This is a genomic window from Rhizobium sp. PK7-22 (assembly GCF_056530405.1).
Window position 1 is genome coordinate 1918154 of sequence record NZ_CP096514.1, and the last position, 23872, is coordinate 1942025.

The following is a 23872-nucleotide window of genomic DNA, read 5'->3' on the forward strand; positions in this document are numbered from 1 at the left end:
CAGGATGGAGCGCATGACGTAAAATGCGCGGTCCTCTCTGCGCCTATCGGCGGCCTAGACCAAAGATCGCGGCGCCGCGATGATGTACCGGAGACGCGTTTGATGGGCTGGCGTGGGGTGAGACATGGCCGCGGGGACCAAGGCGGAGGAAGCGCGTCATGCGTTCAGAACCACAAGGGTTCTGCTTCCTGCGCCTGCGCATGCACCGATGCAGGGAGTTCCGCTACGGCAGCGAACGAGCAACTCTATTCATTGGGGAATTTCTTTAATTCCAGGTTAATGGCGGGCCAATGATTAAGGAATCCTTACTGTCATGATGCTTGACGTCGCGCCTGCCAATGCTCAAGTCATGGCGCAGTCAACGACGCGCGCCGGGAGCCCTCCCGGAAGGAGGGACCAATGATCATCGGCATGGGCAGCGATCTTATAGACATTCGCCGTATCGAAAAAAACGCTTGAGCGCCATGGCGAACGCTTCACGCGGCGCTGTTTCACCGAAGTCGAGCGCACGAAGTCCGACCGCCGCCGCAACCGCGCCGCCTCCTATGCCAAACGGTTTGCCGCCAAGGAAGCCTGCTCCAAGGCCCTCGGTACGGGCCTGGCCCAGGGCGTCTTCTGGAAGGACATGGGCGTGGTCAACCTGCCGGGCGGCAAGCCGACCATGGCCTTGACCGGAGGGGCTGCCACCATTCTCGCCTCCCTTATGCCCGCCGGCCATGAGGCCGTGGTGCATGTCACTATCACTGACGAATATCCCTATGCGCAGGCTTTCGTTGTCATCGAGGCGAGGCCCGTGGCGGATTGAGGCATTGCCGCCGCATGGCGAAGGGGCTAGAGAGAGCCAAAATGCAGGAATTCAAAAGAAAGACGCCCCGTGTCCGATAAAGCCAGCAAGAAGCATGACAGCGCCCTCTGGGAAAACATCAAGGTCATTATCCAGGCGCTGCTTCTGGCGATGGTCATCCGGACGGTCTTCTTCCAGCCCTTCACGATTCCGTCTGGGTCGATGATGCCGACGCTGCTCGTCGGCGACTACATCTTCGTCAACAAGTTCGCCTACGGCTATTCGAAATACTCCCTGCCGTTCTCGCCAGATCTCTTTGATGGCCGCATCTTTGGAAGCGAGCCAGAGCGGGGCGATGTCATCGTCTTTCGCCTGCCGACTGACACCGATGTGGACTACATCAAGCGCCTGATCGGCCTGCCGGGCGACCGGATCCAGATGACGGATGGCATTCTCTCCATCAACGGCGAGCCCGTTCCCAAGCAGCAGGACGGCTCCTTCACCTCCGATTATCGCCTTGACCCGGGCAGCGACGTACCGGTCTTCCGCGAGACGCTCGACAATGGCGTCAGCTATGAGACGCTGGACCAGGTCGCCAATTCCCGCGGCGACAACACCCGCGAGTTCATCGTGCCGGAGGGCCATTATTTCTTCATGGGCGACAACCGCGACAACTCTCTCGACAGCCGCTTCGACGTCGGCTTTGTGCCGGCCGAGAACCTGGTGGGCCGCGCCAGCGTCATCTTCTTCTCCGTTGGCAACGATACCTCCTTCCGCGAATTCTGGAAGTGGCCTTCCAACATGCGCTGGGAGCGCCTGTTCAAGGGTGTCAACTGAATGAAGGGGAAGTTGCTCTCGGCGGACGATCAGTCGAAGCTCCAAACGCTCATCGGCCATGAGTTCGTCGACAAGCAATGGCTGGACCGGGCGCTGACGCATGCCAGCACCGGGTCAGCCAAGGGCGCCAACTACGAGCGGCTGGAGTTTCTGGGCGACCGTGTGCTCGGTCTGTGCGTCGCCGAATTGCTGTTTCGCACGTTCAAGACGGCCGCGGAGGGTGAGCTTTCGGTGCGGCTGAACCAACTGGTGAGCGCCGAGACCTGCGCTGAAGTCGCCGACGAGATGGACCTGCATCGCTACATCCGCACCGGCGCCGACGTGAAAAAGCTGACCGGCAAGCGCATGCTGAACGTGCGCGCCGACGTGGTGGAAAGCCTGATTGCGGCTCTCTATCTCGACGGCGGCCTGGAGGCGGCAAGGACCTTCATCACCCGCTATTGGCAGGAACGGGCGACCCGGGCCGACGGTGCCCGGCGCGATGCCAAGACCGAGCTCCAGGAATGGGCGCATGCGAAATTCGCTCTGACCCCGGCCTACAGGGTGGACGAGCGCTCCGGTCCGGATCATGATCCGCGTTTTACCGTCACCGTCGAAATCAAGGGCATTGCGCCAGAGACCGGTGTCGATCGCTCCAAGCGGGCGGCAGAGCAGGTTGCCGCCGCCAGAATGCTGGAGCGCGAAGGCATATGGCAGAAACAGTCTGCCGAAAGTTGAATGGGAACATGACAGAGAACGACAACATCATCGATACCGAGCCGGAGCAGCCAGCAGCAGCGACGAGGTCAGGCTTTGTGGCGCTCATCGGCGCCACCAATGCAGGAAAGTCGACGCTCCTGAACCGCCTGGTCGGCGCCAAGGTGTCGATCGTCAGCCACAAGGTGCAGACCACCCGCGCCATCGTCCGCGGCATCGCCATCCACAAGACCGCCCAGATCGTTTTCATGGACACCCCCGGCATCTTCAAGCCGCGCCGCAGGCTGGACCGCGCCATGGTGATGTCCGCCTGGGGCGGTGCCAAGGACGCCGACCTGATCATGCTGCTGATTGACAGCGAGCGCGGGTTGCGCGGCGATGCCGACGCCATCCTGCAGGGGCTTAAGGACGTCCACCAGCCGAAGATCCTGGTCCTCAACAAGATCGACCGGGTCGATCCTGAAAGCCTGCTGAAGCTGACGGCGGCGGCCAACGAGGTCGTCGAGTTCGAGCGCACCTTCATGGTCTCGGCCACTACCGGTTCCGGCTGCACCGACCTCCTGGACTTTCTGACGGATCGGCTTCCGGAAGGCCCCTGGTATTATCCCGAGGACCAGATTTCCGATCTCCCGATGCGCCAGCTGGCCGCCGAAATCACCCGCGAGAAGCTCTTCCTGCGCCTGCACCAGGAGCTTCCCTATGCGTCGCACGTCGAGACCGAGAAGTGGGAGGAGCGCAAGGATGGCTCTGTCCGCATCGAGCAGGTGATCTACGTGGAGCGCGACAGCCAGAAGAAGATCGCGCTCGGCAAGAACGGCGATGCCATCAAAGCGATCTCGACAGCGTCGCGAAAGGAACTCTCTGAAATCCTCGAGCAGCCCGTCCACCTCTTCCTCTTCGTCAAGGTGAGGGAGAACTGGGGCGACGATCCGGAGCGGTTCCGCGAGATGGGTCTGGAATTTCCCCGAGGATAATGACTCTCCGAAGACGCCGTCCGCACTTTAAGCAGTTGCTAATGCAGTTTGGACTGTCATAAGCCTTTGCTGAAAATCGCATGAGGTGGATAGGGCGGCTCTTGGTGATAAACGACAATAAAAACGGGGATATGGTCACCGGCATCTATAGTTTCATTGTCCCTGAGGATCGCGTCTACGGTGACCAGGTCATCGCGTCCGTTTTCGGGATTTCGCTGGAAGCCCTGGCGGAAGGCGTGCCGATTGCCGAGGTCATTCGCTGCGTCAAGGATGGTGACCGGCAGCGGCTCGCCCGTTCGGTGCATGACGCCATCCTGACTGGTGGCCTCTACAAGGAAAACTACCGGGTCGTTCACCCGGACGGTCGCGAGATCGCCGTCTCAGCGATCGGGCGCTGTCTGCGTGATGCCCGTGGTGGACCATCGATCTATAGCGGCATCGTCACCATCGTGCCGGAGCCTGAGACGTGCGTTGCCGAAGACCCGCTGGAGCTACACTGTCGGGCAGCTCTTGGCATCGCGGAGAGCCGCAGACATGCGCTTGCAGCCCGCTATCTGTCATCTGCTCTCTCCGTCCTGGGGAACAGGACGGAGAGATAACTGGTGCCGGACGGCGGCAGCTTAGTTCTGGCGGTCCATTAACGCCTTCACCTCGAGGTACCGGCGACGGTTTTCCGGTTCCTGCTCGTTCTCCGAGTAGCAGGCGCTGGATATGCAGAAGCGGGTCAGGCTGAGCGGCGGCGTCGCGGTGGCGAACTGGCATTCGATCTCATTGGTGAAATCGGTCGGCTGAGGGTCTGCGCGGGTTGAGAAGGTCATCCGGGCGCCGGGCGGCTCCAGGTTTGGAAACGACTGCACCACACCGGTCTTGACGGTCGGTGTCAGCAGGAAGTTCTGCGCAACGGCTGCGCAGGCCTGCTCAAGCTCGGGCGACTGGGCCGCCGCCGGGGAGGCGACGAGAAGCAGAACGATGGGAAGATATTTCATGGGTGCACCTCGGTGGGATTTCCGCTGAGCAATTCCGGAGGAGGGCCTTTTGTTCCGAACCTCATCAAGATTGTGCCGCCTTCGCCAAACAGGATAAGCGTCAGCATTAACAATTCAGGCTCGGCGGCGTATCGGCTATAGCTCTCTCACGGCGACAGGAACCGACGCATCGATGCAGTGGCAGGATGAAGCAATCATCATCGGGGTGAAGCGGCACGGCGAGACGAGCGTGATCGCCGAAGTGATGACCCGCGACCGCGGCCGGCATCTCGGCATCGTGCGCTCCGGCCGGTCCCGCACCATGCAGCCGGTGCTGCAGCCCGGCAACCAGGTGGAGGTGGTCTGGCGGGCTCGGCTCGACGAACACCTCGGCGAGTTCAAGCTGGAGCCGGTGAAGCTGCGGGCGGCCCGGCTGATGGAAACCGCCACCTCTCTCTATGGGGTGCAGGCCATGGGCGCCCTGCTGCGCCTCCTGCCGGAGCGAGATCCCCATCCGCACCTCTACGAGGCGCTCGACGTCATCCTGGAGGCGATGGATGATCCCGCCGATGCCGGAGAGCTCTTCGTGCGGTTCGAACTCGCAATCCTCAACGACCTCGGTTATGGCCTCGATCTGGCCGAATGCGCCGCCACCGGCGTCCGGGACGACCTTCTCTATGTGTCTCCGAAGAGCGGGCGCGCGGTCTCCGGCGCCGCTGGGGCACCCTATGCTGACCGCCTTTTGGCGCTGCCGTCCTTCCTGAAGGAAGGGTCACGAGCCGCCGCGGATGCGGCAGGCATGGCGTCCGCCTTCCGCCTGACTGGGTACTTTCTCCATCGCCACATCTACGAGCCGCGCGGCATTACCGAAAACGCCGCCCGGGACGGTTTCGTCCAGGCGGCGCTGAAGGCGCTGTCGCGGCCGGATGTGCAGGAGGCGGGTTAGGCCGGCACCGCGGCGGGTTGCGGCCGTGCCACGGGCTTTTCGCGGATCGGCCAGTGGATCACGGCGGCAAACAGGCCGAGGATCACGCCCAGCCACCAGACGGCGTCGTAGGAGCCCAGGCGATCATAGAGATAGCCGCCCATCCAGACGCCGAGGAACGATCCGATCTGGTGCGACAGGAACACGAGCCCGCCGAGCAGACCGAGATGGCGCGTTCCGAACATGATCGCCACCAGCGCATTGGTCGGCGGCACTGTGGAAAGCCACAAGAGCCCCATCACGGTCGCAAAGATGACGACGGACAAAGGCGTCTGCGGCAGCAGCAGGAAGGCCGTTACGGCGATCGAACGGCCGATGTAGATGTAGGCGAGGAAGTAGGGCTTCGAGTACCGCTGCCCGATGTAGCCGGCGGCCAGCGACCCGATGATGTTGAAGAAGCCGATCAGCGCCATCGCGATCACGGCGTAGCTTGCCTCGATGCCGATATCGCCAAGATAGGCGGGGAAATGCGCGGTTATGAAGGCGACCTGGAAACCGCAGACGAAGAAGCCGGTGGTGAGCAGGAGATAGCTCTTGTGCCCGAGCGCTTCCTTCAGCGCCGCGCCGACAGTCTGCTTGAAGGCCGCCTGAGACTGGCTGCCGGAAGACCCGTTGCCGCGCAGCGGATAGGCGAGCAACGGCACGATCAGCATCATGATCGACATGGCAACCAGGCTGTCGGACCAGCCGAGATTGCTGATCAGCGCCTGGCTGAGAGGCGCAAACAGGAACATGCCCGCCGAACCCGCCGCCGTGCCGAAGCCGAAGGCCATGGAGCGCTGCTCCGGCGTCACATGCCGCGCGAAGGCAGACAGGATGACGCTGAAGGAGCCGGCGCCGATGGCCGTTCCGACCAGCACGCCGCCGCCGATGTGCAGCCAGAGGGGCGCGTCCGCGTAGGCCATCACCAGGAGCCCGGCGGCGTAGAGCAGGCCGGACATCACCAGCACGCGGCCGGTGCCGTATTTGTCGGCAAGCGCCCCGAAGAAGGGCTGGCTCAGTCCCCAGAAGAGGTTCTGGAACGCCATGGCCAGCCCGAAGGTGGAGCGGTCCCAGCCGGTATCGGAAAGCATCGGCAGTTGGAAGAAGCCCATGGCCGAGCGCGGCCCGAAGGTCAGCATCGCGATCAGGCAGCCCGAGAGGATGATCACCCAGGGCATGGGGGACTTGATGGCCTGCGGCATCCTGGCTCTCCTGAAGTTCGCTAAGAGAGAGACCATAGCGCTGCGTGGGCTTTTCCCGAAATCAGTTTTTTAGAGGCAAGCATCACCAGGATTGATGAAGGCTTTCAAAGCTCACCGCTGGGATCCAATTTCAGGGGGCGCTTTCCGGCGCGCGCCTCGCGGTAGATCGTAAACAGGCCGGCGGCGACGACGATCACCGATCCGACGACCATGTTGAAGCCGAGCGTTTCCTCGTAGATCAGCACCCCGATGATCGTCACCAGCACGAGCTGCAGGTAGGACATTGACTGGACGATGACGGCGTCGATGTAGTCGAAGGCCCGGATCAGGAAATAGTGCCCGGCGATGCCGAACATGCAGAGTGCCGCCATCCAGTAGCCGTCGTTGCCCGAAAAGCTCGTCCAGTAGAACGGTCCGACCAGCGAGATGGCGGCGGCACCGGCGACGCCGGTGTAGAAGAAGCTGGTCGAGGCGGCGTCCGTCCGGCTTGCGAGCCGCGTGGTGATCGAATAGAGGCTGTAGATCACGGCGCCGGCCATCGGCAGCAGCATCCTCATGTCGAAGCCACCGGCATCCGGCTTCAGGATCAGCACGACGCCGACGAAGCCGACGGCGATCGCCGTCCATCGCCGCCAGCCGACTCGTTCGCCGAGCAGCGGCATCGACAGGAGCGCCACCAGGAGCGGCGCCGACTGGAAGATCGCCTGGCTCTGCGCCAGTCCCACCATCGAAAACGACAGGATCGCCACGACGATCTGCACCGCCAGCAGTACACCCCGGAAGATCTGTAGCCAGGGCCGTGGCGTTGTCGCCGCGACGCGGATGCCGCCGCGGGAGCGGCCGGCGAGCATGACGGCAAAGCCTGCAAAGGCCCAATAGCGCATCATGGCGATGAAGATGGCGGGATAGTTGTCGCCGAGGTGCTTGGAGACACCGTCCTGGATCGAAAATATGGTCACCGCCAGAAGCGCGAATGCGAGGCCGGTCGCCCGAGGTGTCATGAATGGTATTTCCCTGAGAGGACGGCCTCGAGAGTCACACGGGAGGTCGCTGGCAGAAAGGCAGGCAGGTTGTCTGACAACCGTGCCTGAAAATAGCGTCCATCAGGTTTGAGGCAAGCCGAAAAATCACCGCTTCTTGATCGACCACGGAAAGTCGCGCGTGGCGGCCACCTTTGCCGGGCTGCCGATCTCGATGCGGCCGCTGCCGCGGGGCACCGCATTCCAGCCGAACAGAGGGCCGGGAACGCGACGATCGGCCGACATGCGGATGCGCCCCATGGCCGGCATCGGGTTCGCAGCATCCCGGGAGCCGGTCCACTGGTCCTGGGTGGTCATGATGCAGCGGGCACAGGGCTTGACGAGGTCGAAGGTGATGCCGCCGATGTCGAGCGTCACCCAGCCGTCCTCCGCCCAGGGCTCATCCGTCTCCAGCACGATGTTCGGCCGGAAGCGCTCCATGCCGACGCTGCCCTCGCCATGGGCTTCCATGTCGGCGTTGAGGGCCGCGAGCGAGGCGGTGGTGGTGATCAGCACCTGGTAGCCGTCCGCGAAGGTCACCGGCGTGCCGTCACCGGCCCATTCGGCGCTCGCCGTCCGCTCGGCCATCTCGTCGAAGAACACCAGCCTAACCTCGCGGCCGATCCACGTAGAAAGGCGGGCATTGGTGGCATCGTCCGCCACAGCGGCGCTGACGGTCGATTTCCAGACGACGATGTCCATCCGTCTGTCGACCGGCGGTTGCACGACGTCGAGAACCTCGCCGCCAGCGAGCGTGATCGTCGCGCCTGTCGCCTGCGGCTGCACCTCCAGCCGGGCAAGCGCTGGCGTGTCGCGCTGGGTGATAAATGTCCCGTCGGGACCGACGAGCATCATGCGCCTGTCGCCGGGAATACCTTCCGCGCCGATCTCGGCCTCGCGCAAGGCAATGCCGCGGCCGCTCTTCAGGGGATAGAAATGCAATGCGCTGACGTGCATAGGAGAACCTTCAGATTTCGTCGAGAAACAAGTCGAGCACATGCTTCAAGCGCGTGTGCCGCTCTGTGGCCAGTGCCCGTCCGGTCGGCGTCCGGAAACCTTCGGCCAGCTTGAAGAGCTTCGTCTCGAAGTGGTCGATGGCGAAAGCCTTGTCGTCGAGCGGTCGCTCGGTTGCCAGCGGATCGGCCGGATCGTAGAGGCCGGATCCCATGCGCCCGGCGATGTAGAAACAGCGCGCCGCCCCCACCATGCCGATGGCGTCCAGCCTGTCGGCATCCTGCAGGATCTTCGCCTCCAGCGTCTCCGGCGTGACATTGGCGGAAAAACTGTGGGCTGTGATGGCATGGGCAACGGCGCCGATATCCGTCTCGTCCCAAGACAATGCCGCCAGCACGTTCGACGCCTTCTCCGCCGCCAGCCGCGAAGCCTCGGCCCGCAGCGGCGAATTCTTCTCCACCGCGACGCAGTCATGCAGCAGCACGGCGGCGGCGAGAACCCGGCCGTTGCCGCCCTCGGCTGCGTGGATGCGCATGGCATTGCGGAAGACGCGCAGGATGTGCGCGATGTCGTGCGACCCGTCGTCTCCCTCCGTCGCATGCGCCAGAAGCTGACGCGCGAGGTCTTCGAAGGGGGCAAAGGCTGCGGCCAGCGATGCGGTCACGGCTGGTCGCCTTCCGCAGGCGCGGGGACGTTCGTGGACGAGCGCGCCAGGATCTTCTGGTAGAACAGTCCGATGCCCATCAGCACCACGCCGAGCCCGATGAAGGAGAGCGCCCGCAGGATGCCTTCCAGGTTCGACATGTCGATGAGGAAGACCTTGATGACCGTGACGATCACCAGTCCGGCCGATGCCAGCCGCAGGCTGCGGGCGTCGAACTTCGATCCGAGGATCAGGCACGCAACGCCGATCGCCAGCCAGACGACGGAATAGGTATAGGTCTCGTCCGGCAGGAAGCCCTTCCAGTCGGCGATATTCTCGCCCTGCCAGAAGCGCCGCACCGAGAGCGTCGCCCAGAGGAAACCGAGAAGAGAACCGCTCGCCGCCAGCATCGCCACATAGGGCGCCGGCCGCTTGTCGCGCGCATAATAGGCAAGACCGGCGTAGGCGATGGACGGCAGCAGGTAGCCGATCAGCAGCAGGTTCGCGACGGGCCAGGCTCCGGTGCTCTCGCCGCTGAAATAGGGGTTGAGGGCAAAGACGTGCAGCGACAGCACGTTGATCGTGGCAATCACGCCGGCGATCATCGAGCCGTAGCGGAAGACGGGGCTCGGCGCCTGCCGGTCGAGTGTCATCAGGGCTGCCGAGAAGCCGACCGTCAGCAGCGTGTAGATCGACTGCTCTCCGAGGGTCGGGGTGCCGCCGGCCAGCACGCCGCCGTTCATGGCGTGGCGCACCAGCACCGCCGCCGTCATCAGCACCATCAGCGAGGCAAGCGCCTGCAGAAAGTTGCGGACCCGCAGATCCGGCCAGTGACGCAGCTGGTAGGCAGCCAGAACCGAGAGCAGGGCCGGGATGCCGTAGCCGGGCAACAGCGCATTGAAGAACGGGGTGGTGCCCAGTTGGCCCGGTCCCACCAGCGTCGGCTCCCAGGCGATGCGCGCAAAGATCACCAGCAGCGCCGCCGACATGGCCCAGGGCAGGGCACGCCATGGCCGCTGCCGGGTAGCCACGACATAGGCAAAGCCAAGGACAGAGAGCAGCACGGTGGTCACCAGTCCGTTCGTCAGTGCGTGAAGGGCAAAGGCGAAGGCGGCAAACGACCCGACGACGAGAAGGTTGGCAGGACGCCGGCTCACGCCCGTTTCCACCTCCCGGAACTGCCAGACGGCACCCGCCAGCAGCACCGCGCCAAGCAGGATGCCATCAAGCCCGTGGGTCCAGTCGAGCCCCAGCAGGCCGAAATTGAGGAAGCTGATCGTGGCCAGAGTCACCGGCACCGCCGACATCAGAATGGCCCAGATGAGGCTCAGCCGTCTCTCCTGCAGGCCGAAGCGCTTCAGGAACACGAAGCCGAGGAAGGTGAAGACAGCCCCCAGCAGCAGGCAGACGGCGATGTCTGCTGAGTAGGTCGCGGCAGCCGGTGCGGCGTCGCCGGCAACCAGCGGGACGCTATCCAGACGGATCACGGCGAGAAGGCCGGCGACCATCGCGGCGCCGCAAGCGGAGAGCAGCGTCGGCCAGACGGCGTAGGATCGCCCGCCGCCGAGAGCCGCCAGCGCTGCAACCAGCGCCGCCGCGGCAAAAGTGGGCGAGACTTCTCCGGAATCGAATGCGGCCAGCATCGCGAATGAGGACAGGAGAATGCCGATTGACACGGAAAGCCCGATCCCCAGCGGCCGCCGACGCAGGAATTTAACTCGGCTTTCCGTCGCAGGATCAACCGGTTGTGCAACGGTCTTCCCGGGCCAGACGAAGGCCGTCCCGGCGACCATGACGAGTAGCGCAAGGGTCGGCGGAAGCGGGTCGAAGGTGTCGGAGGTCAGCACATAGATCACAGCCCAGCAGGCGAGGCCGAGGTTTGCCAGGACCGGTAGCCGCAGCCAGCCGCGTTGACGGGCGGCAATGGCCGAAGCAAGCCAGACGATGGCGAGGAAGCCGAACAGGATGTTGGCGCTTGGCGCCGTCGACGCGACAAGGGCCGGCGTGATGAGGGAGGCCATGATGCCGAGCCCGGCGAGGGCCTGGCCATGGAGAAGTGCCAGTGCCAGCGTCGCAAACGAGATCAGGCCGAGCAGGAGGAAGGTGAGCGTCGGGCCGATAAAGCCGTAGTAGCCATGGGCGGCATAGGTGGCGGCCAGCAGCGTCACCGCGCCTGCGGCGGTCAGTGCACCCGGGATCATCGCATTGCTGTAGCGTTGCGATACCTGCGGCAATGCCTTGCGCCGGATGAGCTCACCGGCGGCGATCAGCAGCAGGCCAAACACCACGGCCAGTGTCAGCCGCGCCTCCGGCCCGAGCAGGCCGCTCTCGATCGAATAGCGGATCAGGAATATGCCGCCGAAGGCAAGCGCGATGCCGCCGACCCACACGGCCCAGCGGGCGCCGAGACGGCTTTCGAAGCTGTCGCGTGCGGCGCTGGGCGGTGGTCCCGCGTGTTGGGGCTCCGGAGAGACCGTCTCGCGCGCAGCGGCCTCAACCACCTCGGGTGGGTGTTCGCGCTTTTCCGCATCCACGGCATTTGCAGGAGCGGCCGAAGCGACGATGGGCTTGGCCTCGACCGGTGCCGGCGGGGAGGCAGCACCAAGCTGTGCCCTCAGCGCCGACATCTCGTCCTCGAGGTGAGCCAGCCTCTGGGACGTCTTTCGTTGCCAGACAATGCCGACCACGATCAGAATAAGCAGCAAGAGTTCCATGCAATCCGCCCTGGATGATTGTCCTGCTTATACATCCCGGTTTCGCTCTTCGGAAAGAGCACGCAGGAATTAAGGTATCTGTCGTGTTTCGCGGTTCTGTACCATGGGTATGTCAAATTGAAATTGCGCCGCACTGTGTCATGTTCTACGGGACGTATCAGTACGATGTACGGGGCTAGGACGATATGAACGACCTCATCGAAATCAAGAAATCACCGACCGGCATCGAAGGCTTTGATGAGTTGACCCTGGGAGGCCTGCCGTCCGGTCGCCCCACGCTGGTCTGCGGCTCGGCCGGCTGCGGCAAGACGCTATTCGCCTCGACATTCCTGCTGAACGGCGCCCGCGAGTTTGATGAGCCGGGCCTCTTCGTGACCTTCGAGGAACGTCCGGTCGACATCGTCAGCAACGTCGCCTCGCTCGGCTTCGGGATGGAAGAGCTGATTGCCGAGCGCAAGATCATGATCGAGCACATCGCCGTCGACCCGGCCGAACTTGCCGAGATCGGCGACTATGATCTCGAGGGGCTGTTCCTGCGGCTCGAGCTCGCCATCGACGAGATCGGCGCCAAGCGCATCGTCCTCGACACGATCGAGAGCCTGTTCTCCGCCTTCACCAATCCGGCCATCCTGCGCGCCGAAATCCGCCGGCTGTTCGACTGGCTGAAGGACAAGGGGATGACCACGGTCATCACCGGCGAGCGCGGCGATGGCAGCCTCACCCGTCAGGGTCTTGAAGAATACGTCTCCGACTGTGTGCTGCTTCTGGATCACCGCGTCCACAACCAGGTCTCCACGCGCCGCCTGAGGATCGTGAAGTACCGCGGCACGGCGCATGGCACCAACGAGTATCCCTTCCTGATCGACAGCGATGGATTCAGCGTTTTGCCGGTCAGTTCGCTCGGCCTCAATCACAAGGTCAGCGAAGAGCGCATCCAGAGCGGCGTCCCTGATCTCGACGAAATGCTGGTGGGCGGGGGCTTCTATCGCGGCTCCAGCGTGCTGATCAGCGGTGTGGCGGGATCGGGCAAGAGCTCTCTCTCTGCCTGTTTTGCAGCCGCAGCCTGCGCCGCGGGCGAGAAGGCGTTGTATTTCTCGTTCGAGGAGTCTGCGGAACAGACGATCCGCAACATGCGCTCCATCGGGATCGATCTGAAGCTCTGGATGGACGGGGACAAGTTTCGTCACATCGCTGCACGTCCGACGTTCTACAGTCTCGAGATGCATCTCGCGGTGATGTTGCGCGAAGTGACGCGGTTCAAGCCGACGCTTGTCGTGGTCGATCCCATCTCGGCCTTCATCGGCAATGCCGACCAGCTCGAAGTGCAGGCGATGATGCTTCGCATGGTCGACTTCCTGAAGTCCCGCGGCGTCACCGGGGTCTTCACCCATCTGACCCACGGCCAGGGCGATGTGGCTGAGACCGACGTCGGACTGTCCTCGCTGATGGACGCCTGGATCCTGCTCTTGAACCGCGAAAGCAGTGGCGAATTCAACCGCGAGCTCTATCTCCTGAAGGCGAGGGGAACGGCGCATTCCAATCAGGTCCGCGAATTTCTCCTGTCCAGCGATGGGATCAGGCTGGTCCCGCCTTATATTGGCGAAGGCCGTGCGCTCACCGGCTCCGCGCGCCGCATCCAGGAGGCGCAGGATCGCCGGCGGGAGTTCGAACGGGCAGTGGAGACGGAGCGAAAGCAGGCGGAGATCGGCAAACGCCGGCAGCGCATGAAGGCCGAGATCGATGCTCTGCATGCGGAACTTGAGGCCGACGAGCGCGAACTCGAACGCATCCGGCGGGATGAAGAGAACTTTGAGGCCCAGGCCGAACGTGACCGGTTGGAAATGGAAAGAAGTCGCCGGGCTTAGGCGAGGGAAGGAACTCCACCATGGAAGATACTGAGGCCAACGGCGAGCCGCTCAAGCTCGTGCTTTACATCGCAGGGCAGACACCGAAATCGGTCGCTGCCATTGAGAACCTCGAACGCATCTGCGCCGCGACGCCTGGCCGATATGCCGTTGAGGTCATCGACCTGAAGACCTCGCCGCAGCTGGCGCGCGAGCACAACATCGTGGCGATCCCCACCCTCGTGCGGCAGCTGCCGGTCCCGATCCGCAAGATCATCGGCGATCTTTCGGACCGGGAAAAGGTTCTCGTCCATCTCAAGGTAGGCAACTGACGTGAACAACCCGACCAAAGGCGAAACCTCCGTTTCCGAACTGCGCCTCCGGCTTGAAGAAGCGGAGGAGACCCTTCGTGCGATTCAGGAGGGCGAGGTGGATGCACTGGTGGTCAGACCATCGCATCAGCAGGAAGAGGTTTTCACCCTCGAGGGTGGGACGGCATCCTACCATGCATTCATGGAAGCCATGGACCTTGGCGCTGCCGCTTTCGATAGCAACAGCCGTCTGCTGTACGCCAACAAGGCCCTTCGCGAGCTCTTCGGGCTTGGCATCGGTGTCGTTCAGGCCGCTGACCTTCAGGGCGCGCTGGACGAGCAGAGCCGGGAGATCGTGACCGATCTGATCCGGCAGGCCGGTGACGCAAAGAGGACAGCCGAAATCCGGTTGGTGGGCGGATCACAGGATCTCCATCTTCAGGTGACGGCAGCGCCGCTTCGAATCGGTCTTGATACCGGTCTGGCGGTCACCTTCACCGATATCACCGCCCGCGTGCGCGGCGCTGCCGCAGAGGCATCCGAGCGTGCGGCCCATTCCATCATAGCCTCGGCCAACGAAGCCGTCGTCGTCTGTGATCTTGATGGTGTCGTCACCCATGCCAATGCCGCAGTTGCCGGCATTTACGCCGGCAATCCGGTCGGTAAGCGCTTCGAGGATGTGATCCCGCTGGTCCTCCTGGAGACGACCGGCCTGCTGCAGGCAAGCGACCTCGTGGCGCTCGCCGTCGGCGGCACCTCGGTCCAGGGCATTGAGGCGACCGCGCCCGAGGCCCCGCGCGTCAAGGATCTCCTGATGTCGGCCGCACCGCTGCGGGTCGGGAGCGACAAGGCCAGTGGCTGCGTCATCACCATGGTGGACCTGTCGCAGCGCAAGGCCGCCGAAAAGCAGCAGCTGCTGCTGATGGGCGAGCTCGATCACCGGGTCAAGAACACCCTGGCGCTGGTCCTGTCGATCAGCAAGCGCACAGCCTCGACCGAGGACACCGTACAGGGCTTCCAGTCAGCCTTCTCCGGCCGCATCCAGGCACTTGCCGCAACCCATAACCTTCTGGCCGACCGATCCTGGTCGTCGATCTCCGTGTCGGAAGTGATCGCCGCCGAAATCGAGCCCTTCATCGGCCGGTCACGGTCGCGTCTGCAGGTCGAGGGTGTCGATGCGCTGATCACCCCGCGGGCGGCGATTGCGCTTGGCCTGGTCGTCCACGAACTGGCAACGAATGCGGCCAAATACGGTGCCCTGTCGGTCGAGCAGGGAAAGGTCGAGGTGAGGGTCTCGCTTCGAGAGGGTGAAGACTTCCTGCGGATGGACTGGCTGGAAGTCGGCGGACCGAAGGTCGCCACCCCCACGCGCAAGGGCTTCGGCCAGACGGTGATCACCCGCAGCATGCAGTACATGCAGAACGGTGGCGCCGACCTCGACTATGCTCCGGACGGCGTCCGCTGCTTCATCCGGGTGCCGATCGAAGACGTCGTTGACGAGGCGAATGCCTAGAAATTAGGGCATTGCTTATTCCTGTGCAGCTTCATGCCCTGAAATTGAGCAGGTATAATTGTTGCCAGAAATGTGTGCAGATTGTGCTTGCGTGGTCCCCGCAAATGGGGTTTTGAATAGGACATTCAAAACCATAAAAGGGGGATCTCGAACATGTTTACGCGCAGACATCTGGCCAAGCTGGCCGCCGCCGCGCTGGTTGCCACAACCGGATTTTCAATGCCGGCACTGGCAGATACGTCGATCAAGTTCACCCTCGACTGGAAGTTCGAGGGGCCTGCCGCCGGCTTCCTGCTTGCCCTCGACAAGGGTTACTTCAAGGACGAAGGCCTCGACGTCACGATCGACAGCGGCAACGGCTCGGTCGAGGCCATTCCGCGCGTCGCCACCGGCACCTACCAGATGGGCTTCGGCGACATCAACTCGCTGATCAAGTTCCTCGACGAGGATCCGGCCCAGAAGGTCAAGGCCGTCATGATGGTCTACGAGCGCCCCACGTTTGCGGTCGTCGGTCGCAAGTCGCTGGGCGTCACCCAGGACCCGAAGTCGCTGGAAGGCAAGAAGCTCGGCGCGCCGCCGCCGGACGGTGCCTTCGCCCAGTGGAAGGCCTTCAAGGAAGTCGCCGGGATCGACGACAGCAGCATCACCATCGAATCGATCGGCTTCCCGGTCCGCGAGCCGATGCTGGCCAAGGGCGATGTTGACGCCGTCTTCGGCTTTGCCTTCTCCGTCATCCTGAACCTCAAGGCGCAGGGTATCGCCGACGACGACATCGCCACTATCCTGATGGCGGAAAACGGCCTCAACCTCTACGGCAACTCGGTGCTGGTGAACTCCGATTTCGCCGCCGAGAACCCGGAGGCCGTCAAGGGCTTCCTGAAGGCGCTCGCCAAGGGCTTTGCCGATGCGGTTGCCGATCCGGAAGAAGGCGTCGCCGCCGTCCTGAAGCGTAACGAGACGCTCAACACCGACATCGAGGTCGAGCGCCTGACCATGGCCAATGCGATGAACATCAAGACCCCCTATGTCGTAGACAACGGCTTCGGCGGCGTCGACATGGAGCGGCTTGCGGCATCCATCGAAACACTGAAAGTGTCCATGGGCCTGAAGGGTGCCGTTGCGGCCGAACAGGTGTTTGACGCAAGCTTCCTGCCGCCCAAGGAAGAACGCATGCTGCCCTGATCTCCCTTCTCCCCATCGGGGAGAAGGTGGTCCGTAGGACCGGATGAGGGGGCGAAGCGCAGTCTGCAGCCTTCGCGCAACGCGCGCTGCGCGCCCCCTCATCGCCTCGCATACGCTCGGCACTTCTCCCCGATGGGGAGAAGAGATATCCGCAGCCTCACGGAGACTTCCATGTCCCATCTCGTTTCCATCGATGACGTCTACATGCGCTACGGCGGCGCCGATGGCACGCTTGCCGTCTCCGGCCTCACCATGCGGGTCGACAAGGGCGATTTCGCCGCAGTCGTCGGGCCGTCCGGCTGCGGCAAGTCGACCTTGATGAAACTCGTCACCGGCCTCCACATCCCGCAGGCGGGAACCGTGATCGTCGCTGGACAGCAGGTTACCAAGCCGGTGTCGATCGTCGGCATGGCCTTCCAGAACCCGACCATGCTGCCGTGGCGCACGACGCTGGAAAACATCCTGCTGCCGCTCGAGATCGTCGAGAAGCATCGCCACCGGCTGCGCGCCAACAAGAAGGAATATGTCGAGCAGGCCGAGAACCTGCTCGAGACGGTCGGGTTGAAGGGCTTCGGCTCGAAGTTTCCCTGGCAGCTATCCGGCGGCATGCAGCAGCGCGCCAACCTCTGCCGCGCGCTGATCCACCAGCCGGAGCTGCTGATGCTCGACGAGCCCTTCGGCGCCCTGGATGCCTTCACCCGCGAGGAACTGTGGTGCGTCATCCGCGACCTGCATGCGGCCCAGGGCGTGACCATCGTGCTCGTTACCCACGACCTTCGGGAAGCGTCGTTCCTGGCCGACAAGATCTTCGTGATGAGCGCCCGCCCGGGCAGAATCGTCCGCGAACACCGCGTGCCCTTTGCCCGTCCCCGGCAGCTCGATCTCATGTATCAGAAGGAATTCAACGATCTCGTCCAGCAACTGCATGGCGAGATCGCCACCGCGAGGATGGTCGCATGACGGTCGTACCGGAGAACGCACCGATCGCCGTCGCCGCCGCCAAGCCGCCGGCTGCCCGCATCAACTGGGTCAGGGCAGCACCCTGGCTCTACACCATCGGCCTGTTCCTGATCTGGGAACTGCTGGTCGTTGCGCTCGACACGCCGGTCACCGTCCTGCCGGCGCCGAGCCGCATCTTCCAGGCCATCGTGCAGTACTGGTCGCCAATCTGGAAGAATTCGCTGCAGACGCTCTTCACCACCACGCTCGGCTTCGGTCTGGCGGTCATCGGCGGATTGGCCATCGGCCTCTTCATCGGCTGGTCGAAGACGATCTATGCGGGCCTCTATCCGCTGATGATCGGTTTCAACGCCATCCCCAAGGTGGCCGTCGTGCCGATTCTGGTGATCTGGTTCGGCATCGGCACCATTCCCGCCGTCATCACCGCCTTCCTGATCTCCTTCTTCCCGATCGTGGTGAACGTCGCGACGGGTCTCGCGACCATCGAGCCGGAGACGGAGGACGTGCTGCGGGCGCTCGGCGCGCGCAAGATCGACATCATGCTGAAGGTCGGCATCCCGCGCTCGATGCCCTACTTCTTCGGCTCGCTGAAGATCGCCATCACGCTCGCCTTCGTCGGCTCGGTGCTCAGCGAGACGGTGGCGTCGAACTACGGGCTCGGCAACATGATGAGTTCGGCCCAGAGCCAATTCAACGTGCCGCTGGTCTTTGCGGGCCTGCTGATGCTGGCGATCGAGGGGATTGCCATGTACGCGCTGATGGCCTGGATCGAGAAGCGCATGACCGGCTGGGCGCATCGGTCGACGATGGCCAACTGATCGATGACATGGCGGCGGAGCGAACGCCTCGTGCAGCCGCTCCGCCGCATCCTTACCTCAGGTGCGCGCAGCCTCCGGCTCATCCGGCGACCGAAGGGCCGGAGGTCCGCTATCGCTGGAGGGAGCGTGGTAGGTCACCTGAGGGTAGGGGATGGAAATGCCCTGAGAGTCGAAGGCCTCTTTCACGGCTTTGGTCACGTCACGGCTCGTATTCCACCAGACCGAACTGTTGGCCCAGTAACGAAGAGCGAGTACGACCGAGCTGTCTGCGAGTTCCATGACGAAGCAAGTCGGTTCGGGGGACTTCAGCACCCGCTCGTCGCCATTGACGATCGCCAGCATGATGCTGATTGCCTTGTCGATGTCGTCCTCGTAGGCGATCCCGACCTTGAAGTCGTGCATGCGGGTCGACAGCCGGCTGTAGTTGGTGACCGGCACGTTCCAGAGGAGTGAATTGGGCGCCAGTCGGTAGAGGCCGTCATAGGTCTTAAGCTCGGTTGCAAACAGACCGATATCCTGGACGATGCCATTGATGTCACCGGTGTCGATATATTCCCCGACCCGGAACGGCCGGAGCACCAGCAGCATGATGCCGGCGGCGATGTTCTGCAGCGTGCCCTGCAGCGCGAGACCGATGGCCAGACCGATCGCGCCGAGAGCTGCGAGGATCGATGCCGTCTGCACGCCGAACTGTCCCAGCACCATGACCATGACGATGACGAGGATGGCGTAGCGGATCACATTGGAGAAGAACTGCGCCAGCGTCGCATCGATGCCGTGGATGCGCGAAAGCCCGCGCTTGGCCCAGCGGCTCAAGAGGCCCGATGCAATCCACCCGATCGCGAGAAGCAAGAGCGCGCCGACGATTGAAAACGAATACTGGACGGCGAGTGCTGCAAGTTGGGCAAGGGCGGCGCGACTTGCGACCACGATATCGGATGCCTGTTCCATGCGTATCAATACTCCTTCACCCAGCCGAAGGGGTAATTGGCGCAAGAGGGGAATAGGTCAAGGAACCGAGGCGAACTTCGAGAGACTATTCTTAACTACCTGAATCCACTGGTTATTACCGGGATCTGCAAAGCGGCAGAACGAAGGAGGCGCGGCCGTCGGTTTCGGCGCCGCGGCCGATCTCCCGGATGGCCGCCACAAGCCGCCCCTCCCGCCCGAGCAGCCTGTCGCCGAACTCGATGAGGCGGCTGTTGGGCGTCGCATGCGGCGCAACGCTCCGAAGCCGCTGCGCCAAGGCAAACTCGTCCTCATCCGGATCGACGGCGAGCGACGCGATCACGGCCGCCGCGGGCGAGCGCGACACGCCCATCCAGCAATGGATCACCATCGGCGCCACCCTGTCCCACTGCCGCGCGAAGTCGATCAGCTGCTCCACATGGCTTTCGGCGGGCGCGATCAGGTCACCGGTGCCGGCAAAGGCGATGTCGTTCATCCGCAAGGTGAGGTGCTGCGCGGCCGGCACGAGGCCCGGCCGGTGAAACTCGTGCTTCTCCGCCATCAGGCTCACCATGTGGCTTGCCTTGTGGCGCACCGCCAGTTCCGCGATGCTGGCGAGCGGACAGACGATGATCGCGCTCATGTCGGGGCTCCCGAGGCCCGCCCGGCGTCCAGCTCCGCGAACCGCTGCAGGAACAGCGACTGCGCCTCCAGGGCGGGCATCGGCTGAAGCGGCAGCATGTCGACCGTGATGCCGCGCGGCTGTCCGAAGAACTTCTGCGCCTCCTGGGTCGAGAAGCCGGCAAGGACGGTTGCCTCGAAGAAGGCGGCCACCGTATCGGCCTTCTTGATGCGCGCCTTCGTCTCGCGGCTGGCATGCGCCGGCAGGCCGAAGCGCAGGTGGATGGCCGCCTCCAGCCGGTGCTCGACCGCCTTGTAGCCGCCACCGACGACGGACTTGAACGGCGAGATCATGTCGCCGATCACATATTCGGGTGCATCGTGCAGCAGCGCCATCATCAGGCACTGATGGTCGGCGTCGTTGCAGCGGCGAAAGATCTCCTCCACCACCAGGCAGTGTTGCGCCACCGAGAAGGCATGGTCGCCGCGGGTCTGGCCGTTCCAGCGCGCGACGCGGGCAAGCCCGTGGGCAATGTCGGAGATCTCGACGTCGAGCGGCGAGGGGTCGAGCAGGTCGAGCCGCCGTCCCGAAAGCATGCGCTGCCAGGCGCGAACCGGTTTGGCGGCGCTCACGCGTCGGCCTCTTCGTCTCCGGCGGGGAAGCCAAGACCGGTCCAGTCGGGGAGGCTTGCAGTGACGGGCAGATCGCCGGCTGTCAGCGGGATGTCTGCAGCCAGGGCCGCGCCGACCCGGTCGGTGCGGACGATGGCGAGAGCCGCATTCCCGGAAACTGTGCCCAGCGCCCCGACCGGCTTGCCGCCCGCCGTGATCGGCGTTCCGCTCGTCGGAAGATAGGAGTCGGAGCGGATAATGGCCAGCCGCCGCCGGGCCGTACCGCGGTGCTGCATGCGCGAGACCACTTCCTGCCCCACATAGCAGCCCTTGCGAAAGGAAAGTCCGCCGTTCAGATCCATCAGCACATCATGGGGAAAGGCGTCCTGGAGTGCGAAGTCCAGACCGGAGACGGCAACTCCCGCTTCGATCCGCAGGGCATCGTAATCGCCCACCGGTGCTTCGCCAGAAATCGGTCCAGGCCGCCGGACAAGACGGATGCCCGCCTTCGTGAAACGCAGATCAGCCGGTCCCGCCTCATCCGCATGCGCGCCCCAGCTCACGGTGGTGCCCTCGTCCTGCATGAGCGCAATCTCGACCGGCGCCCGCAGCTTGTACATCGCCAGGCGGCGCAGCAGCGCATCCTGCTGGGAGCTTTCCGTCTCCAGCACGAGAGCGTCGCCGTGCCGCCAGACGGTGAAATCGAACAGGATCTTGCCCTGCGGCGTCAGCAGGGCGCCGGGACGCGCCTCGTCGACGACAAGTGCTGCGAGATCCGTCGTGATCAGGTTCTGCAGGAACGGCTCTGCGTCCGGTCCTGAAACGCAAACGAAGCGTCGCTCTGGAAGATAGGCGGCTGGCATGGCATGACTCGGATGTTGTGACTGGCCATCAGTTAGGCCTTTGCCGTCAGCGCAGCAAGAGCCGACGCCCTTCGCCGGCCAGTCGCCATCTAATCGCCGCTCGTCAGCGACTTCCATTCCCCGTCCGGCGTGATGCTGAGCCGGTAGAAATTGTAGTTGCCGCCCTCTTCCATGCCCATGAGGTCCCCGGCGGTGACGATGCGCAGCAGCTCCACCCGCTCCGGGGGCGTCAGCGAAGCCAGAGGCTTTCCGGCGAAATACGGCCAGACATAGACTTCGTTGGGCGTTCCGGCATCCAGCCGCGCCGCGCCGGTGGAGAGAATGTCGAGGAGGATGGCGAGGATTTCCAATCCCTCCGGATCGCCCGACAGGCCGCGCATGGCGTCAACCGGCTCGCCGTTTCCATTGTCCACCAGGGTCTGACGTGGGCCGGGGGCGGTAAGCGGACGCAGGCGTTCGTAGTCGCCGGAGGCTGCAGCCTCGACGATCAGCTCCCGCATCCGCCGGACGGGTTCCGGAAGCTCTGACAAATCAAGGATGATCTCGGCGTCTTGCGGATCTGGGTTTGAGACAGGAAGGTCGGCCTCCTCGGAACGATCGACCGGCCTGCGGTTGATCAGCGGCTCGGGGATCGGAAGGCCGCCTGGCCTCTCCAGCGTCTCGGCCTCGAAGCCTGAACCGCCCCGCGTATCACCGATGCCGAATTCCGACAGCGCAAGCGCCTCGGGCAGGGAGGCAACAGTTGCCGTCAGAATGGCGGCAACCGCGGGCGCGAAGCGTCTGTTCGTTGTCCTCATGTCCGGAGCATCCCGCATAGGAGGCCTCGGACGTCACTGAACGATGCGGTCCGGAGAAAATTCACCTGCAAGCATGCGATCGCGAAGGGTTTCGAGAATGGCTTCCGCGCCGTGTTCGCCATGGATGCGAATCGTTTCGCGCATCGCCAGAGCAAACGCGGCATCGGCGATGATTTCAGGCTCGATACCGTCGGCGACACCGTCGGCCCAGGCTTCGTGCTGGTATTCCAGGGCCACCTGCATCTTCTCATGGACAATCATGTCGTCGATTTCGTTGCGGCCTGTCTGCATCATGTCTTCCTCGGTTACCCGTGGGTTACTGCGTTATTAAGGACTCTAGCAGCCTTTTACCAAAACGACACGGCTTGCTGGCGAAAGAGGTAAATAATGCCCTAATTTCCGAACCGTGCCGCAATTTCGGCAGCGAGTGTTGCGCCTTCGTTACGGTAGCGCTCTTCCGCGGTTCGCGCCGCGTCTGTGCAGGAAGCGTGCACCGACGCAAACGACCGGTAGCCGCGATTGAAGGCGGCGGTCAAGCGCTCGCGCCGCCGCGGCTCGCTGGCGGTCTCTGCATCGAGCAGTTCCTGCATCGATTGCCGCCAGTCACCGTCCTCTTCTCCGCACAGCGAGCGCAGGTAATGGATCGATCCGAGGATCTCGGAAAGCCTGGCAAGCTGCGCGTCGTAGGGCGCGGGCTTTGCCTCTTCCACCGGCGGGGCGGGGGAGGCAGAGGAACCGGAAGGCGCCGTTTCCTGGGCCGCAAGCGGCCCGGCGAGGGCAAGCAGCAGAGCGATACCGGCATAGGCGCGCAGGGCAGGGGACATGGTTTCTCGTGATCTCAACGTGACATCAGCCGCTCGGCGCAGTCCAGCACGCTTGCCGGCACCGGAAGGGCGCGAATCTCCTCGACCGTATACCATCCCTGATCCGCCGCATCATCTGCCGCGATGGCTTCCATCGCCGCATCGGCCTGCACCCGGAACACGGAGAGAAAGAAATGGCTCGCGGCCTCGCCGTTGTCTCCGTCCGACTTCAGGTCATAGGTGGCAAACAGCTGCGGATCATGCGCGGCGATTCCCGTTTCCTCGAAGAACTCCCGCAGTGCCGTCTGCTCCGGCGTCTCGCCCGCTTCAGCCCGTCCGCCCGGAAACGCATAGTGATTGGCCGCGGGTGGATTGCGCCTTCGAATGAGCAGGAAGCGGCCCTCCCGCTCGAGAATAGCGGAGGAGGCGCGTTGAGGAAGTGCTTCAACGATCTGGTCTTTCATGGCTGCCAAGGTAGAACGATTGCGTTCCGTTTCAAACGTCAGGCCGCGAAAATGAAAGCCTATTTCTTCTTCTCGATTGCAGCGCTTGCTGAAATCGCCGGCTGTTTCGCCTTCTGGGCCTGGTGGCGGCTCGACAAGCCCGTCTGGTGGCTGGCGCCCGGCATGCTGTCGCTGGCGATCTTTGCCGGCGTTCTGGCGCTCGTTCCAAGCGAAGCCGCCGGCCGCACCTATGCCGCCTATGGCGGGATCTACATCGTCGCCTCGCTGCTGTGGCTCTGGCTGGTGGAGGGACGGCTGCCGGACCGCTGGGATATCAGCGGCGGTCTCGTCTGCCTCGCCGGCGCGTCGGTGATTCTCTTCGGCCCGCGCGGCTAGCGGCCT

At 63.7% G+C, this 23872-nt stretch carries 26 protein-coding genes and 1 pseudogene; 13 read left to right on the top strand and 14 right to left on the bottom strand.

What is annotated here, in order from left to right; translation table 11 throughout:
* The first annotated feature begins 399 nt into the window (after nucleotides 1-399).
* The 5 genes and pseudogenes from acpS to M1E10_RS14080 all read left to right on the top strand — a co-directional run bounded on the left by acpS (nucleotide 400) and on the right by M1E10_RS14080 (nucleotide 3890).
* Nucleotides 400-805, top strand: a pseudogene (gene acpS / locus M1E10_RS14060) (holo-ACP synthase).
* A gap of 69 nt (nucleotides 806-874) precedes the next feature.
* Nucleotides 875-1621 (top strand): S26 family signal peptidase, encoded by a 747-nt coding sequence (lepB, locus tag M1E10_RS14065; protein WP_499177050.1) that lies wholly within the window; start codon nucleotides 875-877, stop codon nucleotides 1619-1621.
* A complete protein-coding gene (gene rnc, locus M1E10_RS14070) occupies nucleotides 1622-2338 on the top strand; it encodes a ribonuclease III family protein (protein ID WP_499177051.1) in 717 nt (238 codons plus the stop codon).
* Between the two features lie 8 nt (nucleotides 2339-2346).
* Entirely contained in the window at nucleotides 2347-3291 is a 945-nt protein-coding gene (gene era, locus M1E10_RS14075; protein WP_499177052.1) for a GTPase Era, read from the top strand.
* Between the two features lie 104 nt (nucleotides 3292-3395).
* A complete protein-coding gene (locus tag M1E10_RS14080; protein WP_499177053.1) occupies nucleotides 3396-3890 on the top strand; it encodes a PAS domain-containing protein in 495 nt (164 codons plus the stop codon).
* A gap of 21 nt (nucleotides 3891-3911) precedes the next feature.
* On the opposite strand, the gene M1E10_RS14085 is transcribed toward M1E10_RS14080, so the two are convergent.
* Nucleotides 3912-4277 carry a hypothetical protein gene (locus M1E10_RS14085; protein WP_499177054.1) on the bottom strand — a complete coding sequence of 122 codons (366 nt, stop codon included), beginning with the start codon at nucleotides 4275-4277 and terminating at the stop codon, nucleotides 3912-3914.
* Nucleotides 4278-4449: 172 nt separating this feature from the next.
* On the opposite strand from M1E10_RS14085, the gene recO reads away from it, so the two are divergent.
* Nucleotides 4450-5202 carry a DNA repair protein RecO gene (recO, locus tag M1E10_RS14090; protein WP_499177055.1) on the top strand — a complete coding sequence of 251 codons (753 nt, stop codon included), beginning with the start codon at nucleotides 4450-4452 and terminating at the stop codon, nucleotides 5200-5202.
* Here recO and M1E10_RS14095 read toward each other — a convergent pair.
* From M1E10_RS14095 to M1E10_RS14115, 5 genes are all read right to left on the bottom strand, one after another.
* Nucleotides 5199-6425, bottom strand: coding sequence for an MFS transporter (locus M1E10_RS14095; protein WP_499177056.1), 1227 nt, complete (start codon nucleotides 6423-6425; stop codon nucleotides 5199-5201). The two genes, recO and M1E10_RS14095, sit on opposite strands and share 4 nt — an antisense overlap.
* A 104-nt stretch (nucleotides 6426-6529) precedes the next feature.
* Nucleotides 6530-7426: a DMT family transporter gene (locus tag M1E10_RS14100; protein WP_499177057.1), complete on the bottom strand. Its 897-nt coding sequence runs from the start codon at nucleotides 7424-7426 to the stop codon at nucleotides 6530-6532.
* Nucleotides 7427-7552: 126 nt separating this feature from the next.
* Nucleotides 7553-8401, bottom strand: a complete 849-nt coding sequence (locus tag M1E10_RS14105) for an MOSC domain-containing protein (protein WP_499177058.1) — start codon at nucleotides 8399-8401, stop codon at nucleotides 7553-7555.
* 10 nt (nucleotides 8402-8411) lie between these two features.
* Complete coding sequence (locus tag M1E10_RS14110) at nucleotides 8412-9062, bottom strand: HD domain-containing protein (protein WP_499177059.1); 651 nt, start codon at nucleotides 9060-9062, stop codon at nucleotides 8412-8414.
* Complete coding sequence (locus M1E10_RS14115) at nucleotides 9059-11755, bottom strand: DUF2339 domain-containing protein (protein ID WP_499177060.1); 2697 nt, start codon at nucleotides 11753-11755, stop codon at nucleotides 9059-9061. Before M1E10_RS14115 ends, M1E10_RS14110 begins: the two co-directional genes overlap by 4 nt.
* Before the next feature lie 185 nt (nucleotides 11756-11940).
* On the opposite strand from M1E10_RS14115, the gene kaiC reads away from it, so the two are divergent.
* The 6 genes from kaiC (at nucleotide 11941) to M1E10_RS14145 (ending at nucleotide 18383) form a co-directional block, all read left to right on the top strand.
* Complete coding sequence (gene kaiC / locus M1E10_RS14120) at nucleotides 11941-13620, top strand: KaiC family protein (protein ID WP_499177061.1); 1680 nt, start codon at nucleotides 11941-11943, stop codon at nucleotides 13618-13620.
* A 20-nt stretch (nucleotides 13621-13640) separates the two neighbouring features.
* On the top strand, nucleotides 13641-13931 hold the full coding sequence (locus M1E10_RS14125; protein ID WP_499177062.1) for a circadian clock KaiB family protein: 291 nt from the start codon (nucleotides 13641-13643) through the stop codon (nucleotides 13929-13931).
* Nucleotide 13932: 1 nt separating this feature from the next.
* On the top strand, nucleotides 13933-15423 hold the full coding sequence (locus M1E10_RS14130) for a sensor histidine kinase (RefSeq protein ID WP_499177063.1): 1491 nt from the start codon (nucleotides 13933-13935) through the stop codon (nucleotides 15421-15423).
* 153 nt (nucleotides 15424-15576) lie between these two features.
* The gene (locus M1E10_RS14135; protein ID WP_499177064.1) at nucleotides 15577-16605 is read left to right on the top strand and encodes an ABC transporter substrate-binding protein; all 1029 of its coding nucleotides are present in this window, start codon (nucleotides 15577-15579) and stop codon (nucleotides 16603-16605) included.
* 171 nt (nucleotides 16606-16776) lie between these two features.
* Nucleotides 16777-17565 carry an ABC transporter ATP-binding protein gene (locus M1E10_RS14140; protein WP_499177065.1) on the top strand — a complete coding sequence of 263 codons (789 nt, stop codon included), beginning with the start codon at nucleotides 16777-16779 and terminating at the stop codon, nucleotides 17563-17565.
* Complete coding sequence (locus tag M1E10_RS14145) at nucleotides 17562-18383, top strand: ABC transporter permease (protein WP_499177066.1); 822 nt, start codon at nucleotides 17562-17564, stop codon at nucleotides 18381-18383. The genes M1E10_RS14140 and M1E10_RS14145 overlap by 4 nt, the downstream gene beginning before the upstream one ends.
* Before the next feature lie 57 nt (nucleotides 18384-18440).
* On the opposite strand, the gene M1E10_RS14150 is transcribed toward M1E10_RS14145, so the two are convergent.
* The 8 genes from M1E10_RS14150 to M1E10_RS14185 form a co-directional block, all read right to left on the bottom strand.
* The gene (locus tag M1E10_RS14150; protein WP_499177067.1) at nucleotides 18441-19334 is read right to left on the bottom strand and encodes a mechanosensitive ion channel family protein; all 894 of its coding nucleotides are present in this window, start codon (nucleotides 19332-19334) and stop codon (nucleotides 18441-18443) included.
* Between the two features lie 115 nt (nucleotides 19335-19449).
* The gene (locus tag M1E10_RS14155; protein WP_499177068.1) at nucleotides 19450-19974 is read right to left on the bottom strand and encodes a tyrosine phosphatase family protein; all 525 of its coding nucleotides are present in this window, start codon (nucleotides 19972-19974) and stop codon (nucleotides 19450-19452) included.
* The gene (locus M1E10_RS14160) at nucleotides 19971-20549 is read right to left on the bottom strand and encodes a YfbR-like 5'-deoxynucleotidase (RefSeq protein WP_499177180.1); all 579 of its coding nucleotides are present in this window, start codon (nucleotides 20547-20549) and stop codon (nucleotides 19971-19973) included. The genes M1E10_RS14155 and M1E10_RS14160 overlap by 4 nt, the downstream gene beginning before the upstream one ends.
* A 32-nt stretch (nucleotides 20550-20581) precedes the next feature.
* On the bottom strand, nucleotides 20582-21427 hold the full coding sequence (gene ygfZ, locus M1E10_RS14165) for a YgfZ/GcvT domain-containing protein (protein WP_499177069.1): 846 nt from the start codon (nucleotides 21425-21427) through the stop codon (nucleotides 20582-20584).
* An 89-nt stretch (nucleotides 21428-21516) separates the two neighbouring features.
* Nucleotides 21517-22224, bottom strand: coding sequence for a hypothetical protein (locus tag M1E10_RS14170; RefSeq protein ID WP_499177070.1), 708 nt, complete (start codon nucleotides 22222-22224; stop codon nucleotides 21517-21519).
* A gap of 33 nt (nucleotides 22225-22257) precedes the next feature.
* Nucleotides 22258-22515 carry a hypothetical protein gene (locus M1E10_RS14175; protein ID WP_499177181.1) on the bottom strand — a complete coding sequence of 86 codons (258 nt, stop codon included), beginning with the start codon at nucleotides 22513-22515 and terminating at the stop codon, nucleotides 22258-22260.
* A 101-nt stretch (nucleotides 22516-22616) separates the two neighbouring features.
* The gene (locus tag M1E10_RS14180) at nucleotides 22617-23048 is read right to left on the bottom strand and encodes a TIGR02301 family protein (protein WP_499177071.1); all 432 of its coding nucleotides are present in this window, start codon (nucleotides 23046-23048) and stop codon (nucleotides 22617-22619) included.
* Nucleotides 23049-23062: 14 nt separating this feature from the next.
* Complete coding sequence (locus M1E10_RS14185; protein WP_499177182.1) at nucleotides 23063-23491, bottom strand: NUDIX hydrolase; 429 nt, start codon at nucleotides 23489-23491, stop codon at nucleotides 23063-23065.
* A gap of 51 nt (nucleotides 23492-23542) precedes the next feature.
* Here M1E10_RS14185 and M1E10_RS14190 point away from each other — a divergent pair, with 51 nt between their 5' ends.
* Nucleotides 23543-23866, top strand: a complete 324-nt coding sequence (locus tag M1E10_RS14190; protein ID WP_499177072.1) for a YnfA family protein — start codon at nucleotides 23543-23545, stop codon at nucleotides 23864-23866.
* Nucleotides 23867-23872: the final 6 nt, after the last annotated feature.